This window comes from Pyrobaculum sp., assembly GCF_049971835.1.
Lineage (GTDB): Archaea > Thermoproteota > Thermoprotei > Thermoproteales > Thermoproteaceae > Pyrobaculum.
Window position 1 is genome coordinate 1 of sequence record NZ_JBMFKV010000061.1, and the last position, 11,092, is coordinate 11,092.

At 52.3% G+C, this 11,092-nt stretch carries 27 protein-coding genes; 25 read left to right on the forward strand and 2 right to left on the reverse strand.

Going from position 1 to position 11,092, the window contains the following annotated elements; genetic code table 11:
- Positions 1 to 320 precede the first annotated feature (320 nt).
- Both ACP5J3_RS06790 and ACP5J3_RS06795 read left to right on the forward strand, forming a co-directional pair.
- The gene (locus ACP5J3_RS06790; RefSeq protein WP_428494985.1) at positions 321 to 818 is read left to right on the forward strand and encodes a hypothetical protein; all 498 of its coding nucleotides are present in this window, start codon (positions 321 to 323) and stop codon (positions 816 to 818) included.
- A gap of 3 nt (positions 819 to 821) precedes the next feature.
- A complete protein-coding gene (locus ACP5J3_RS06795; protein ID WP_428494986.1) occupies positions 822 to 1,154 on the forward strand; it encodes a hypothetical protein in 333 nt (110 codons plus the stop codon).
- A gap of 456 nt (positions 1,155 to 1,610) precedes the next feature.
- On the opposite strand, the gene ACP5J3_RS06800 is transcribed toward ACP5J3_RS06795, so the two are convergent.
- On the reverse strand, positions 1,611 to 2,090 hold the full coding sequence (locus tag ACP5J3_RS06800; RefSeq protein WP_428494987.1) for a hypothetical protein: 480 nt from the start codon (positions 2,088 to 2,090) through the stop codon (positions 1,611 to 1,613).
- 119 nt (positions 2,091 to 2,209) lie between these two features.
- Between ACP5J3_RS06800 and ACP5J3_RS06805 the strand changes: the two genes are divergently transcribed.
- From ACP5J3_RS06805 to ACP5J3_RS06915, 23 genes are all read left to right on the forward strand, one after another.
- Positions 2,210 to 2,794 carry a hypothetical protein gene (locus ACP5J3_RS06805; RefSeq protein ID WP_428494988.1) on the forward strand — a complete coding sequence of 195 codons (585 nt, stop codon included), beginning with the start codon at positions 2,210 to 2,212 and terminating at the stop codon, positions 2,792 to 2,794.
- Entirely contained in the window at positions 2,788 to 3,444 is a 657-nt protein-coding gene (locus ACP5J3_RS06810) for a hypothetical protein (protein WP_428494989.1), read from the forward strand. Before ACP5J3_RS06805 ends, ACP5J3_RS06810 begins: the two co-directional genes overlap by 7 nt.
- Positions 3,445 to 3,448: 4 nt before the next feature.
- Positions 3,449 to 4,063, forward strand: coding sequence for a hypothetical protein (locus ACP5J3_RS06815; RefSeq protein WP_428494990.1), 615 nt, complete (start codon positions 3,449 to 3,451; stop codon positions 4,061 to 4,063).
- A gap of 44 nt (positions 4,064 to 4,107) precedes the next feature.
- A complete protein-coding gene (locus tag ACP5J3_RS06820) occupies positions 4,108 to 4,428 on the forward strand; it encodes a hypothetical protein (protein WP_428494991.1) in 321 nt (106 codons plus the stop codon).
- Positions 4,425 to 4,676, forward strand: coding sequence for a hypothetical protein (locus tag ACP5J3_RS06825; RefSeq protein WP_428494992.1), 252 nt, complete (start codon positions 4,425 to 4,427; stop codon positions 4,674 to 4,676). The genes ACP5J3_RS06820 and ACP5J3_RS06825 overlap by 4 nt, the downstream gene beginning before the upstream one ends.
- Positions 4,677 to 4,752: 76 nt before the next feature.
- Positions 4,753 to 5,235, forward strand: a complete 483-nt coding sequence (locus tag ACP5J3_RS06830) for a hypothetical protein (RefSeq protein WP_428494993.1) — start codon at positions 4,753 to 4,755, stop codon at positions 5,233 to 5,235.
- Between the two features lie 85 nt (positions 5,236 to 5,320).
- Entirely contained in the window at positions 5,321 to 5,791 is a 471-nt protein-coding gene (locus tag ACP5J3_RS06835; RefSeq protein WP_428494994.1) for an STIV orfB116 family protein, read from the forward strand.
- Complete coding sequence (locus ACP5J3_RS06840; protein WP_428494995.1) at positions 5,788 to 6,186, forward strand: hypothetical protein; 399 nt, start codon at positions 5,788 to 5,790, stop codon at positions 6,184 to 6,186. Before ACP5J3_RS06835 ends, ACP5J3_RS06840 begins: the two co-directional genes overlap by 4 nt.
- Positions 6,183 to 6,491 (forward strand): hypothetical protein, encoded by a 309-nt coding sequence (locus ACP5J3_RS06845; RefSeq protein WP_428494996.1) that lies wholly within the window; start codon positions 6,183 to 6,185, stop codon positions 6,489 to 6,491. Before ACP5J3_RS06840 ends, ACP5J3_RS06845 begins: the two co-directional genes overlap by 4 nt.
- Positions 6,484 to 6,690 (forward strand): hypothetical protein, encoded by a 207-nt coding sequence (locus ACP5J3_RS06850; protein ID WP_428494997.1) that lies wholly within the window; start codon positions 6,484 to 6,486, stop codon positions 6,688 to 6,690. The genes ACP5J3_RS06845 and ACP5J3_RS06850 overlap by 8 nt, the downstream gene beginning before the upstream one ends.
- Entirely contained in the window at positions 6,687 to 6,989 is a 303-nt protein-coding gene (locus ACP5J3_RS06855) for a hypothetical protein (RefSeq protein WP_428494998.1), read from the forward strand. The genes ACP5J3_RS06850 and ACP5J3_RS06855 overlap by 4 nt, the downstream gene beginning before the upstream one ends.
- Positions 6,986 to 7,237, forward strand: coding sequence for a hypothetical protein (locus ACP5J3_RS06860; protein ID WP_428494999.1), 252 nt, complete (start codon positions 6,986 to 6,988; stop codon positions 7,235 to 7,237). The genes ACP5J3_RS06855 and ACP5J3_RS06860 overlap by 4 nt, the downstream gene beginning before the upstream one ends.
- A 7-nt stretch (positions 7,238 to 7,244) precedes the next feature.
- Positions 7,245 to 7,571: a hypothetical protein gene (locus ACP5J3_RS06865; protein WP_428495000.1), complete on the forward strand. Its 327-nt coding sequence runs from the start codon at positions 7,245 to 7,247 to the stop codon at positions 7,569 to 7,571.
- Complete coding sequence (locus ACP5J3_RS06870) at positions 7,568 to 7,759, forward strand: hypothetical protein (RefSeq protein ID WP_428495001.1); 192 nt, start codon at positions 7,568 to 7,570, stop codon at positions 7,757 to 7,759. The genes ACP5J3_RS06865 and ACP5J3_RS06870 overlap by 4 nt, the downstream gene beginning before the upstream one ends.
- On the forward strand, positions 7,756 to 8,250 hold the full coding sequence (locus ACP5J3_RS06875; RefSeq protein ID WP_428495002.1) for a TFIIB-type zinc ribbon-containing protein: 495 nt from the start codon (positions 7,756 to 7,758) through the stop codon (positions 8,248 to 8,250). Before ACP5J3_RS06870 ends, ACP5J3_RS06875 begins: the two co-directional genes overlap by 4 nt.
- Positions 8,244 to 8,486: a hypothetical protein gene (locus ACP5J3_RS06880; protein WP_428495003.1), complete on the forward strand. Its 243-nt coding sequence runs from the start codon at positions 8,244 to 8,246 to the stop codon at positions 8,484 to 8,486. Before ACP5J3_RS06875 ends, ACP5J3_RS06880 begins: the two co-directional genes overlap by 7 nt.
- A complete protein-coding gene (locus tag ACP5J3_RS06885; protein WP_428495004.1) occupies positions 8,483 to 8,719 on the forward strand; it encodes a hypothetical protein in 237 nt (78 codons plus the stop codon). The genes ACP5J3_RS06880 and ACP5J3_RS06885 overlap by 4 nt, the downstream gene beginning before the upstream one ends.
- Entirely contained in the window at positions 8,716 to 8,922 is a 207-nt protein-coding gene (locus ACP5J3_RS06890; RefSeq protein ID WP_428495005.1) for a hypothetical protein, read from the forward strand. The genes ACP5J3_RS06885 and ACP5J3_RS06890 overlap by 4 nt, the downstream gene beginning before the upstream one ends.
- Positions 8,919 to 9,281, forward strand: coding sequence for a hypothetical protein (locus ACP5J3_RS06895; protein WP_428495006.1), 363 nt, complete (start codon positions 8,919 to 8,921; stop codon positions 9,279 to 9,281). Before ACP5J3_RS06890 ends, ACP5J3_RS06895 begins: the two co-directional genes overlap by 4 nt.
- Positions 9,278 to 9,775 (forward strand): hypothetical protein, encoded by a 498-nt coding sequence (locus ACP5J3_RS06900; RefSeq protein ID WP_428495007.1) that lies wholly within the window; start codon positions 9,278 to 9,280, stop codon positions 9,773 to 9,775. The genes ACP5J3_RS06895 and ACP5J3_RS06900 overlap by 4 nt, the downstream gene beginning before the upstream one ends.
- Positions 9,776 to 9,823: 48 nt before the next feature.
- Positions 9,824 to 10,159 (forward strand): hypothetical protein, encoded by a 336-nt coding sequence (locus tag ACP5J3_RS06905; RefSeq protein WP_428495008.1) that lies wholly within the window; start codon positions 9,824 to 9,826, stop codon positions 10,157 to 10,159.
- Positions 10,156 to 10,401 carry a hypothetical protein gene (locus ACP5J3_RS06910; protein ID WP_428495009.1) on the forward strand — a complete coding sequence of 82 codons (246 nt, stop codon included), beginning with the start codon at positions 10,156 to 10,158 and terminating at the stop codon, positions 10,399 to 10,401. Before ACP5J3_RS06905 ends, ACP5J3_RS06910 begins: the two co-directional genes overlap by 4 nt.
- 29 nt (positions 10,402 to 10,430) lie before the next feature.
- Positions 10,431 to 10,709 (forward strand): hypothetical protein, encoded by a 279-nt coding sequence (locus tag ACP5J3_RS06915; protein ID WP_428495010.1) that lies wholly within the window; start codon positions 10,431 to 10,433, stop codon positions 10,707 to 10,709.
- A gap of 21 nt (positions 10,710 to 10,730) precedes the next feature.
- Here the strand turns inward: ACP5J3_RS06915 and cc1 are convergent, their stop codons facing one another.
- Positions 10,731 to 10,901 carry a DNA-binding protein CC1 gene (cc1, locus tag ACP5J3_RS06920; RefSeq protein WP_428495011.1) on the reverse strand — a complete coding sequence of 57 codons (171 nt, stop codon included), beginning with the start codon at positions 10,899 to 10,901 and terminating at the stop codon, positions 10,731 to 10,733.
- Positions 10,902 to 11,092: the final 191 nt, after the last annotated feature.

An 11,092-nucleotide genomic window follows, 5' to 3' on the forward strand; every position in this document is an offset into this window, starting at 1 on the left:
AAGCAATGATTTCGTTTTGAAAACAGATTCCACAAAAAACCAGAATCGATCTCTACAAAGAACTCAGTGTTGCAAAAAACCAAATTCTACTACTGAGAGAAAACCGGTGTCACGACAATCCAGTTTCTTGGCAGAAGCTAGTTCCACATAGGACAGAAACCTAATTCCACATAGAAACCACTTCGAAAAGACATGTATAGATCACAGTAGTCTATATATGCAGTGGCGGCCGCAAAGTCATTATAGATTTCGCAAAAAGCCGAAAGTAATACCGACACTAGTCGAACATCACTGTTATAAACTTCCAGGTTCTCACTGTCATGAACACCGAACCCAAAACCCAAACGATCCCATCCGAATCCCAAAACCAAACAACGGAACAGATCAAACTAGAAATACTAAAGCCAGTTAGGAATTTGGAGATACACAACGTATCAAGACAAGTATACAATACATTGAGGAGCTTTGTCGAGTCAAGTGACAAATCTACATATCCGTGGAATGTAGGGATATGGATCAATAGTGACACAGTGGTGTTCGAGAAGCGGAATAAGTGGAAGCTATATGTCTACCCCCACTATGGTTACTTCAAGCTATATAACTGGAGGGGGGATCTAGTAGTGGATGGAAGTAGGAAGGAAAACGATAGATTAATGATTTATATCAATACTCACAATGGCGGTGATATATCGGTAGACGCCTACAGCGACGATCTATACTTTATTGCAATCACAAGCGATGTACCGTTTGCGAGACCAATAAGGCTTCTCGAAATCATAGAGAAGCTCTGTGAATACGCAAGGTTCCCGTTCTGTTAAATTATGTTACTGGCACTGATTAGAAAGGGAATCTGCGGAGGTGGTTGTGGTAATCTAGGCCAGCTTGTTGACAACCCGCTTCATGATTATTTGGTTATCCGGCTTAAGACAGACGAGTTTGCACCTGACGAGTATGAGCCTGGCAAAGTTTCAAAAGATGTCGTTCTGCGCTATAGAGACAAATTGTGTAAAATAGTGTTGGCAATTGGTGACAATAATTTACATATGATGTTCCTGACAACAAATCCGTATTTACCGGAGTTTGCGCTTGGGCCAACCATGCGTGGAGAGGACATTATTGAATACCATACAAGAGCATTTGCATGCGAACCGTAGGATATGGATAGCTACTTATTTAACGATATAATAAAGCGTCTGACACGATTATGTCAGAGTATAGATGTGTTGATACGGAAATGTTCGCCAAGCTTGATAGAGAGCGGCGACGCAGAATGTAGAAAGTATATGATTGAATTCCAAAACGAGGCCGATCTTTACATCAAGCTACTGGAACTGCTACAGACATACATAAAACTTAGAGCTGGAACAAAATAATTTTTTCAAAAATTGTGATGTAGTGTCCGCTGGGGCCTCCATCCCCGGTGAGCCCCGTGCGGGGGGCGAGGGGGATGGGCTGGAACCCGCGCTTGATCCCTCTCCTTTTTTCTTCATTCCTTCTTTAGGCCATAAAATCCGTGAGCGGCGGTCGCCGAAATTAGGCAAGATCACGCAATGCGGCGATTTGTCGACGGCGAGGCGTCGGTAGAGGAGCTGGCCACACTGGCGCGATATCTATAGACTACCTCCGCACCTCTCTAGTATCTTCGCCAGTTGCTCTATCTTGGCTTTTGCAACGGAGATCATGAACTTTGAGTAGCCGCCTCTGCCGAGCAACTTCGCCTCGTATATTCTATCGTACGCTACGAGGAGCTCTTTCACAAGCCGGCAGTAGGCGTCTCTGTCGAGGATGAATCTGTAGACGTAGGAGAAGGGCTCGGCGAGCTTGGCCTTGAGCTCCTCGCTCTTCTCGACGGCGCTGGCGATCATCTCCCGGTGCTTCTGCATGAGCCACCGGAGTTGTTCGTATGGCGGCTCGAAGGAGAGGAAGTGGAGGACCGGGTGGTGGAAGAACAGCCTGTGCGCGTGATGGTACACAGTCTTGTTCGCCGAGTTCAGCGCCCTGTACACCTCGCCCCCCTCGCCGCGGTGGTTCGGCAGGTTGAACCGTATGAGATACACCTCTACGTAATCCTTCTCCGCTTCGGCGGTCATGTAGGTAAGTACTGCCATATATATAACTGTTACGTATGATTACGATTTAGCCACATGTCAAAAATATTGTCGACAACAGTTGAACGAAACCTATATAAGTCTGGAATTTTCTCTCTCTCATGGAAAACGAAAACAAAACACAAGTGGCCGCCGCGGAGGCGGCCGGGGCGGGCATGGGGGCTGGCCTGGCAACAGAACAGCCCCACTGTCAAACAAAGAAGTGGAGGAATGCCAGGGTGTGGTACTACGCAGGGGAGGACGCTAATGGTAGGTATGTGTGGCGCGCTGAAGTGAAGACGTGCTCCCCCAGCGTCATCATGCGCCCGGACGAAATATGTAGAGGTGCTGTTGCTGTGTACGGAGATGATGAGATAAGCGTAGAGTTCTATAACGGAAAGGTGGTGATATATATGAGAGCTGGCAAAAGGGCTGTGTTCCTCGGCGTGCGGAGGTACAACGGCCGGACCATAGCTAGCAGTATTGTATTGTACAGAGCGCTGAATGGCGTGGCGAAAAGAGGCTGGCTCGTCCACTCGACTAACAGCGTCGAGGAGAATTACGAGATAGCCAAATGCGCCTTCACGGAGTTGAAACAAGCCGGGTTGTTCAACCCCTACGCGTTGGATAGATGGCTATCCGCCGTAAAAGATCTGCTTGGCGAGAAAAGCAAAGAGCTCTACGAGCTTCTCAAGGAGCCATGGTGACCGAGAGAAATAACAATACGGCCCAGCAACAGAACAGCGCTCCCGCGTTAGACGTGGAGAAGATAGCTAAGAAGGCGCTGGCGCTGGCGATGATGGGCGAGAAAAACATCGTGTTGGATAGGTTCGACTTAACGCTGGCGATAACAGAAATAGTTCATGCGTTAGGTGAATTTATCACGCCGTTTGGAACTGAAGAGATACTTAAGCACATGGAGAAGTATGCGGTTGGCGAGGGGCTACACGCTCTGTACATAATTGTGCCCGACGCCGCGGTTGACATCGTTAGAAGTCTCAACAGAGATTTCATTGAAGCGGCGCGCACCGTGTTGCTCTATGCAAATAATGAAGATTGGTGGGAAAATTTGGCGCGTGTAATAGAGAAGTACGTCACAGATAAGGTGAGGGAGAAATATGATCGCAACTGGAGCGCGGCGAAGGAGCTCTTGAGCCGCGCCGCAGAGGCGGGGTTCGGCGTCGAAACGATCAAGCGCGGCGATGGAACTTTAGAGTACAAAATAGCCGCGCCGACGGGCAACAGCACGTCGGTGTACTACAACGTAGATGGTTGCGTATATGCGATTGGTTACGATCCGCTTTGGTATGTAGAATACAGATTTGAGCTGTGCCATGACAGCGGGGGACAGAAGTAGAAATATGAGCGCCGCCAAGAGCCAGGAAGCCATCCTTGACGTAGAGAAGCTGGCGAGGCAGGTCGCGGCGCTGGTGGTGTTGCGCGAAAAGAGCGTCATAGTTGGCGACTACTACGTGAACGAGGCGCTGTGGGGCCTTCTCGAAAAAGTGTACAAAATAGATGAAAAGATAGAGAGAGCAGTAGAGGGAATAGACAGCGGCTTCATAAGAGACGCAGTGAAAGCCCGCCTGGAGAGAGAGATTTACGAGCACGTGCTAGATGCGCTGTCGAAGTATAGAGTGTATACAGATGAAGAGACCAACGGCGATGTGTACGTATTCGCCGACTACGATATAACACGCGACGTCAATAATGAGATACTGTACCTAATCTACTTCTATGAAGCTGAGGCAGTGATTGAGGAGTACCTGCGCAAAAAGCTGAGCACCAGGGGCGAGGAGTGGAGTGCTGCGAGGGAGGCGCTGAAGCTGGCCAGAGCCGCGGGGTTCAAGATTGATGAGCACGTGGTTGACAATACGAAAATACAGTACAAGATAGCCGCGCCGACTAATGAGGAGTTTACGATATGGATGGTAATAGAAGGCTCGAAAGCATATTACTCATTCGATGAGCCATGACCGCCGCGCAAGACATAATAGACGAGTGTGATTTTCCGGAAATTATGCTACAGGAATGCAGGAAGTTGAGAGAAAAGCTCCTCAGCGAGGGTGTGGTGATGGCAGGCGAGTCGAAATTCAGCGAAATGCTAGCCGCCGCAATAAAGAGCAGATGTCCCACATTAAGCGAAAGAACGCTCTGGATGAAATATTCATACTGGGCGGATAGGGGTGGCGTATATGATCGTTGTGGGGTTGCTGTGTCGTTATACGACGAGTATGGCGAGAGGTTCGGTTGCCTCGCGTATGGACTCGTCTTCCTGGCCGACACCGCAGAAGCTTGGGAAGTTCTACTGAAGAAAGGCGAGATCAGAGTGTTGGCATGACGAGCCCACTGATAATAGAGCTGGCGAGGAAATTCAGCGATATTATCAAGAGGCTTAGGGAGGAGGGGTACGTGGCGGTGAAGAGGAGCAAATTAAACGAGCTAGTTGGCGGCGATATTGGGCAGATTCCAAGAATTCTGTGGCCGTACGGGATTGAGGATAAAGGCGACTACATTCTGCTCTACCCGTCTTTCTCCAGAGTTCTGGAGGAGCTTTGTAGGAGAAAAATTCTGCGGCTCCTGCAATAGCCTCCTTTTTCCCGTCTTTTCTCTCCTTCTCTTTTCAGAGACGAAACATTTATAAACCCACAGTTTTCTCTCACTCATGAGTGAGAAAACAACACAGGTGCTCGGCTCGGTAACAGAACTGTGTGAGGTGGAAATAGAGAACAAGTACAGCGGTAAACCGCTGTGGAGCTTTGCACTCCTAGTCGATATAAAGGCCAACAGGTTTGTGAAGCCAACCCAGATGTTCATACCCTCCTCTTACTACGCCAAGCTCCGTTACAATGTAAATAGAGAGAGCTATATATACATCTCGAAGTTCGGAACCAAAGAGGGGGTTGTACTACAGATTTCGTTGATAAGAGTAAAAGACGACTGCGGGTTTGAATACCGAAAGACCACATCTTTCCTGTTCAAATATCCCAACACATTCAATCCCCGCCGCGCGAAGTGCGTCTTCGCTGATAGCGAGTTGGTTGGCGACTTCGTGGCGTGGGCGGGATGGGATCAAAAGAAGTTGGAGCTATTATTCTCGAAACAGTACAGCGAAAAAGACGTGGGAAACCTACTCCTGCTTTTTTAGCTCCTCCCTCTTTTTCTCTCTTTTTCTTCTTCCTTTTCTTTCTCAAGGAGCGAAACATTTATAAATCCCCAATTTTCTCTCTCACATGAGTGAGAACAAAAACAAGGCCGCGGCCGAAGGGGGCCAGGCCGCGGCTTCCCGGGAGGCCCCCATATACATACCTCAGTGGAAGGTAGATGGAAGTGGCTACATAGCTGGGTGGGGCACAGCCGCGATCAGCCGTGAGGAGTTTGTGAGGGAAGTAGCTAACCGCGGCGTGGTCTTGTTGAACGCTGCTGTGCCATATGAGGGGTTCATGTTCATACAAAAGCTAGATGTATCCACAGCAGTTGAGGTGTTGCGGAGAGCAAATGATATAAAGAGCTTCATAGGGCATGAAGCTACGGCGAGGCTGCTGGCTTCTCTGACAGGTAGAGAAATAGCATACAATAGGGGTATGTATGCGCCGAAGCCTGGCGACGTTGCGCTGGTGATTCGGCTAAGGAGTAGGACAGGTGGTGACGTTAAAGACGTCAAGCCAGATGATCTAGAGTTCTTAGCGCTGTGGTACCTATGACGTGTAGCGTAAAGATATCGGTGCCGTGGTGGAACGCTTATGAGTACTGCCGCGGGTGGGATGAGATAGATGTATCCGCCGAGGAGCTTGTAAAGAAGATTGCTAACGTCGTAGAGAGGGAGTCTGGCAGGTTTGTGATCATGGAGAGGTGGGAAGATGTCATGCCATATGAGGGGTATGTCTACATAGTAAAGATACCAAGCGGCGATGTAGTTAGGATGATCTTGGAGAAAGTCGAGGCGTACTGCGTCTCTAGCGCGGCTGAGAAAATGCTGAAAGCCGAGGGGTTGGAGCCACATTTCAAGGGGTACTGCGGGGCCGTCTACACGCCACGGCGCGACGATATAGTGCTCCTCGTGAGAAGCCTAAAGAAGTACCTGGTGTGGTACCTATGAACTACAGAGAGCTGGCTGATGTGCTAGCCAAAAACGCCGCTGTTAGGGTCACGACTAGCGTGACAGACAGGTTGATGAACTACATACGCGCTTCCAGGTGGTGCGCGCGCCCCGTCGCCGCAATCACTGTTGAGGGTAGCCACGTCGCAATATACACACCGTTCGACTACGCGTCCAGGGGCGTTGAAGACCAAGTAAGTGACTCACATGTGTCGGTGATCATCGGATATCGGGTGATATATGTAAAAACAACAGATCACGAAATGATACTGCTATGCGATGAGATTAAACATGACGATGAGTGACGAGATCCTTATCAAAAAGCTCGAGGAGCTGAAGAGGGCCGTGGAGGAGGGCCGGGTGGTGAGGATCAGCGGCGTCCGCGTGAAGAAGCTGGAGTACCAGGCGACGAAGCGCGGCGGCGTCATAGTCATTATAAACGACGGTGAGCTTGTAGACTACGCGAAAAGGCTCCTCACCAGGAAGATAGAGGTGGAGCCGTGATCACGCTGAAGGAGTGGTTCAGGGAGCTGGCGGCGAAAGCCGTAGAGCGCGGCTCCGCCAAAAGCAGGTACGCCGCCGCCATTATGGCCGCCGCGGCCGCAGAAAAGTACATTATCATATATGATGGCGACAATGGCGAGTTGGAGATACTAGATCGGAGCGGCGGTCTGCTGTGCTGGAGCTTCGAGGACCGCGAGAGCTTCGACTGTGTCACTGACTTTCCCAATGATATACTAGAAGCTACGGTGAAAATACACATTGTATCGAAGTACGACGACGTCGAGGTGGTGGGGATATGACGTACGCCAAGCCGCTCATCTATTTAAGCGATTATGATACGTGTTTGCGTTGTAGAGACGGTATCTGGGCGTGTGTATTCTACGATAATAAACAAAACGAGAACGCTCTCTATGAGATTAGGTACTTCGACGATGTTAGAGATATCATGAGGTATCTGCACCCTGACGCAGATCGCATTGATATAGAGCCAAATCTAATATGTGCCACGGAATATGGAGAGGAGTACTGCTACAAGGATGAGTTGTGATATGGCTATGAGCACCGAGAAGAAGAGAAGGCTGGTGATCAAAGAATCATCTGACGGTGGCTACATCTGGGTGTATGGCGGACTGGCGTATCAGTTGCGGAGTGTGTTAAAAGAGCTGGGGTTCAAGTGGGATCCAAAGGACAAACAGTGGAAGCGCCGTGTTGACACGGTGTTGGAAAGCACAGACGAGATAATTAATGAATTATTGAAGAGGGTATCGGAGAAGGTCAAGATGCGGAAGGTGAAGGGCTTCACCGTCTGGGCTGAGAGGGACTTCCCCGAGGCGTGGGGCGAGGTGTATGAGGAGGAGAGCGGAGAAGAGGGGAGGGTATGAGCTACGAGGAGATTAGAAGGGTGGTGGATCAGTTGCTGGGTATGAAGCATGAGAGGCCAGCGCTCAACCGCCTCGTGGAGTACGTGGTTAGAAACACTAGATGCATCGTCACTGGCGAGTGCCTCTTGGAGGCCAGTGGCAGAAGATTGGTGTGCGACGAGGAGAGGTGCTGGTGGGAGGGGGTATGACCGAGTATAGATTTGAGCCTAGGCCCGCGAGGCAGAAGTACGTAGACGTGTATCCCGAGTCGTGTCCCTTCTGCGGGTCTAGAGACGTCGTGGAGGATAGTGGGGAGTATGTGTGCAGGAGCTGCGGGTCGATTCTGGGGTTCGCTGTGTATGTAGAGCCGGCGCGGCCGCCCGCGCGCCGCGTCGTCGTTGAGTTGCCAGTCAAGCGCTATACGCTGTACCGCGACGCAGTCTCCGTATACCTGCGGCGCCTGGAGAGCGCCCTCGGAGCGGGCGCCCTCTCTAAAGCATTAGAGCTGTTTGAGAGGCTCGACAAGAGGGTGTACCAGGGGAGGAGCCCCAAGACTATCGCAGCGGCTCTGTACTACCTGGCGGTTGGCGACCCAGGGGTCGTGAGGAGGAGCGACGTAGCCGCCGTGCTCGGCATCAACAAGTACACTGTCAGAGATATGGCTATGAAGCTGAGGAAGGCGCTCGGCATTGTGTGGTGATGACGGTGAGGAGGTTCTCAAGACGCGGGCGCGGCGTCGCTGTCGTTGAACCTCGCGACTTGCCAGAGAGCGAGGCCTCGCTACCTGACAGATTCTACGAATCGTACGGGATAGGAGACGCGGTGTGGATTAGGGAGGTGGATAGCCACGGATATTTCATAGTCGTGCTACCGCCGATGTTCTACACGCCTCCGCCCCTCCCGCGGGGGGAAATCCAGTGGCCAGAGTGGCTATGAATAGGGAGGAGGTGATCGAGAAGGTGTACAAGAACATAGCAAGCGGGTGTGCAAAGTTCAGAGGCGAGGAGTTTGACGTGATATGCTGGTACATAAACAAGATCGATCTCTTCGTCGTTGGTTGCGATAAGGATGGCTGTCTTGTGGAGATATACAGCGGTAACGTAAAGATGTCATTCGCCACAGATCCCTCTCTGGAAAAGGTGGTGGACGCCGATAAGACGGAGCTATGAGCCTTGCCAGGCTCGCTACGTGTCTAGCCAACCCAATGTGCCGCAAAGCGCTCGCCTACATCGCTGAGCGCGCCAAGTGTGATGAATACGGATGCAGTGCGTATCTCGAGGCGGTGTGTGCGGACGAGCGGTGGCGCGAGTACGACTGCGGAGCGGAGCTGATCTGCGGTGAGGATGGGTGCAGACTAGACGTGTCTGTATGATCCTGCGCCGCGGGGGTAGGTACATCCCGCGGTTCTTGTGGCGCGTGTCGACGCGGCCGCGGAGGCTGGATGTGGTGCGGAGCTGGTGGGCCTTCTGGCGTATATACAAGCGGCTGGCTGAGAGGCACGGGAAGTACTTGGACGTGGAGCCCCACGAGGCGGCGGTTGCGTGGGCAATCCGCGTAGATGAGTGTATGGAGCCGATCGATACGCACGATCCCGGCGTCCAGTTTGTATCGCTGTGGTTCGGGCCGCCGAGGAGAGAGACCTACGCCGAATGTCTGGCAACAAACCTACAGGTGTGGCTTGAAGACGTCAACCTCATTGCCGAGATGGCGCGCTACTACGATGGGGTATGAACCGCTGGAGGAGGCTCCTCTCCTACATCATCTGGCCAGTCAAGGCGCGGGACTGCCTCGAGGCGGCGGCGTGGCTGAGGAGGGGGTACAGGATAAGATCTACCCAAGAGATCGACGCGTGCCTCCTCGAAGCGTACCGCAGGGCTAAGGAGCTTTTGAGGCGGGTGAAGAACACCCGCGAGGAGATTGTGTTGCTGAACGAAATGAGGGTGATAGCGAAGCACCTGGGCCTTGAGGAGTTTGAAGAGATACGGAGGGGGCTGAGGGAGCTCTACAGGATAAGGTGCAGGAAGAGGTGCTACTCGCCTGAGCGGTGCGCCCTTGTCTTTATCTTGTGTGGCGGGGCGAAGAAGGAGCTGAGGCTGATCGCCAGGCGGGACAATCCGTGGTCGGAGATTGCGCTGTACCTACTACACGGATTCATGCCGACCGAATGCCGCCTGAGGAAGCTCATAGAATCTCTCTACCCTGGCGGGGGGCCTAAACAGTGTTGAAGCGCTCAGTCTCGCGACAGATTTTTTAACCTACACCCCATGGTGTATATGCCCGCGAGGAGGAACATCTACGCAGGGCCCTCCTCTTGCTACTGCGTCAACGAGAGGCTGGGTTGCGACGTGTACGGCGTGACGCCTTACAACTACATGTGGTACCTGGCGCAGATAGAACGCGATCTGAGGAGGGGCTGGACGTACGATCACTCCTGCAGAATCATACCGATGACGCCGGATCTGGCGAGGGCGAGGGCCATCTACCTCATCGCTCTCATGAAGAAGCACGTGGGGAGGGTGCCGCAGGAGGTGGCCGCCGAGATACGCAGGTTCGCCGAGAGGCTGAAGCTGAGGGAGCCAGTGGCTGTTACTGCGAAGGCCAGAGCATGAGGATTCTGGCGATCTTCCTAACCCTAGCCGCCGTGACGATCACCGCGTACATATTCTCCTTCCTCTCGGCGCTGGCCATACAGATCGCAAAGGTGGGCGGCATGTCTGATTACTACAAGCAGGCGCACGACGCCATTTCCTTCGACGCGGTTGCATTCGCCATCTACACCGCGCTCTCCCTCATGGCTGCTCTCGGCGTGTACAAGTTCATACAGTGGATGGGCGAGATCCTCTCCGGATAGCCTTTTAAACAGACGCGCATATTTACCACATGTCCGCATCAAGGCCAGCCACCTTCGGCACCGGCCTCATCCTGGCTGTTGTCGGCATCTTCCTAGGCGGCGCGCTGGCCTCCGTATTCTCCTCCTTGATGAAGAACATGACTAGGTACATGGGAGCGAGGGCGGAGCTCCCCTGGTGGTCGGATCTGTCGAGGTGGGCGGGGGAGGCTGGCAACTACTACGTGTCGCTTGTAGTGTCTATCCTAGGCGTAATAATCGCGGTTGCCATACTGGCGGAGTGGTACATAGCCGCGAAAACCCAGAGCTGAAAAAAGAGGGGTTTTTCCCCCCTACTTCTTCCTGCCAAGTAGCCTGTACACCTTGACGCCAGTGAACGGCGAGCTGGCCACCGCGAAGAGCATTGGGCCCCTCGCAGTGCTCTTCTCAACAACCTCGTAGCTGTCGGTTTCGAACACCTTCTTCGCCTTTATGTCGTAGAACCTCAGCTTCTGCTTCTGCATGCCTTGAAAAACGCACAGGTTTATATACACAGCGGTTATAGAAGCGCGCTGGCTAACTGTCAAACGGTATTCTGCAAAAAATATGTTGAACCACACACTGGCGATATATAAAGAAGGGGCAGTTCACGCATGAAGGTGTATGTAAAAGGCGCCGAGGTTGAGAGGAGGGAGTGGGAGAGAGCGAAGAGGAG

Bases quoted from the DNA above. Each gene is read 5' to 3' on its own strand.
- ACP5J3_RS06870 (WP_428495001.1), top strand. From the start codon at position 7,568: ATGAGCTACGAGGAGATTAGAAGGGTGGTGGATCAGTTGCTGGGTATG.
- ACP5J3_RS06845 (WP_428494996.1), top strand. From the start codon at position 6,183: ATGAACTACAGAGAGCTGGCTGATGTGCTAGCCAAAAACGCCGCTGTT.
- ACP5J3_RS06835 (WP_428494994.1), top strand. From the start codon at position 5,321: ATGAGTGAGAACAAAAACAAGGCCGCGGCCGAAGGGGGCCAGGCCGCG.
- ACP5J3_RS06810 (WP_428494989.1), top strand. From the start codon at position 2,788: ATGGTGACCGAGAGAAATAACAATACGGCCCAGCAACAGAACAGCGCT.
- ACP5J3_RS06910 (WP_428495009.1), top strand. From the start codon at position 10,156: ATGAGGATTCTGGCGATCTTCCTAACCCTAGCCGCCGTGACGATCACC.
- ACP5J3_RS06875 (WP_428495002.1), top strand. From the start codon at position 7,756: ATGACCGAGTATAGATTTGAGCCTAGGCCCGCGAGGCAGAAGTACGTA.
- ACP5J3_RS06820 (WP_428494991.1), top strand. From the start codon at position 4,108: ATGCTACAGGAATGCAGGAAGTTGAGAGAAAAGCTCCTCAGCGAGGGT.
- ACP5J3_RS06800 (WP_428494987.1), bottom strand. From the start codon at position 2,090: ATGACCGCCGAAGCGGAGAAGGATTACGTAGAGGTGTATCTCATACGG.
- ACP5J3_RS06795 (WP_428494986.1), top strand. From the start codon at position 822: ATGTTACTGGCACTGATTAGAAAGGGAATCTGCGGAGGTGGTTGTGGT.
- ACP5J3_RS06840 (WP_428494995.1), top strand. From the start codon at position 5,788: ATGACGTGTAGCGTAAAGATATCGGTGCCGTGGTGGAACGCTTATGAG.
- ACP5J3_RS06815 (WP_428494990.1), top strand. From the start codon at position 3,449: ATGAGCGCCGCCAAGAGCCAGGAAGCCATCCTTGACGTAGAGAAGCTG.
- ACP5J3_RS06850 (WP_428494997.1), top strand. From the start codon at position 6,484: ATGAGTGACGAGATCCTTATCAAAAAGCTCGAGGAGCTGAAGAGGGCC.
- ACP5J3_RS06865 (WP_428495000.1), top strand. From the start codon at position 7,245: ATGAGCACCGAGAAGAAGAGAAGGCTGGTGATCAAAGAATCATCTGAC.
- ACP5J3_RS06805 (WP_428494988.1), top strand. From the start codon at position 2,210: ATGGAAAACGAAAACAAAACACAAGTGGCCGCCGCGGAGGCGGCCGGG.
- cc1 (WP_428495011.1), bottom strand. From the start codon at position 10,901: ATGCAGAAGCAGAAGCTGAGGTTCTACGACATAAAGGCGAAGAAGGTG.
- ACP5J3_RS06915 (WP_428495010.1), top strand. From the start codon at position 10,431: ATGTCCGCATCAAGGCCAGCCACCTTCGGCACCGGCCTCATCCTGGCT.
- ACP5J3_RS06905 (WP_428495008.1), top strand. From the start codon at position 9,824: ATGCCCGCGAGGAGGAACATCTACGCAGGGCCCTCCTCTTGCTACTGC.
- ACP5J3_RS06860 (WP_428494999.1), top strand. From the start codon at position 6,986: ATGACGTACGCCAAGCCGCTCATCTATTTAAGCGATTATGATACGTGT.
- ACP5J3_RS06790 (WP_428494985.1), top strand. From the start codon at position 321: ATGAACACCGAACCCAAAACCCAAACGATCCCATCCGAATCCCAAAAC.
- ACP5J3_RS06830 (WP_428494993.1), top strand. From the start codon at position 4,753: ATGAGTGAGAAAACAACACAGGTGCTCGGCTCGGTAACAGAACTGTGT.
- ACP5J3_RS06895 (WP_428495006.1), top strand. From the start codon at position 8,919: ATGATCCTGCGCCGCGGGGGTAGGTACATCCCGCGGTTCTTGTGGCGC.
- ACP5J3_RS06825 (WP_428494992.1), top strand. From the start codon at position 4,425: ATGACGAGCCCACTGATAATAGAGCTGGCGAGGAAATTCAGCGATATT.
- ACP5J3_RS06900 (WP_428495007.1), top strand. From the start codon at position 9,278: ATGAACCGCTGGAGGAGGCTCCTCTCCTACATCATCTGGCCAGTCAAG.
- ACP5J3_RS06890 (WP_428495005.1), top strand. From the start codon at position 8,716: ATGAGCCTTGCCAGGCTCGCTACGTGTCTAGCCAACCCAATGTGCCGC.
- ACP5J3_RS06885 (WP_428495004.1), top strand. From the start codon at position 8,483: ATGAATAGGGAGGAGGTGATCGAGAAGGTGTACAAGAACATAGCAAGC.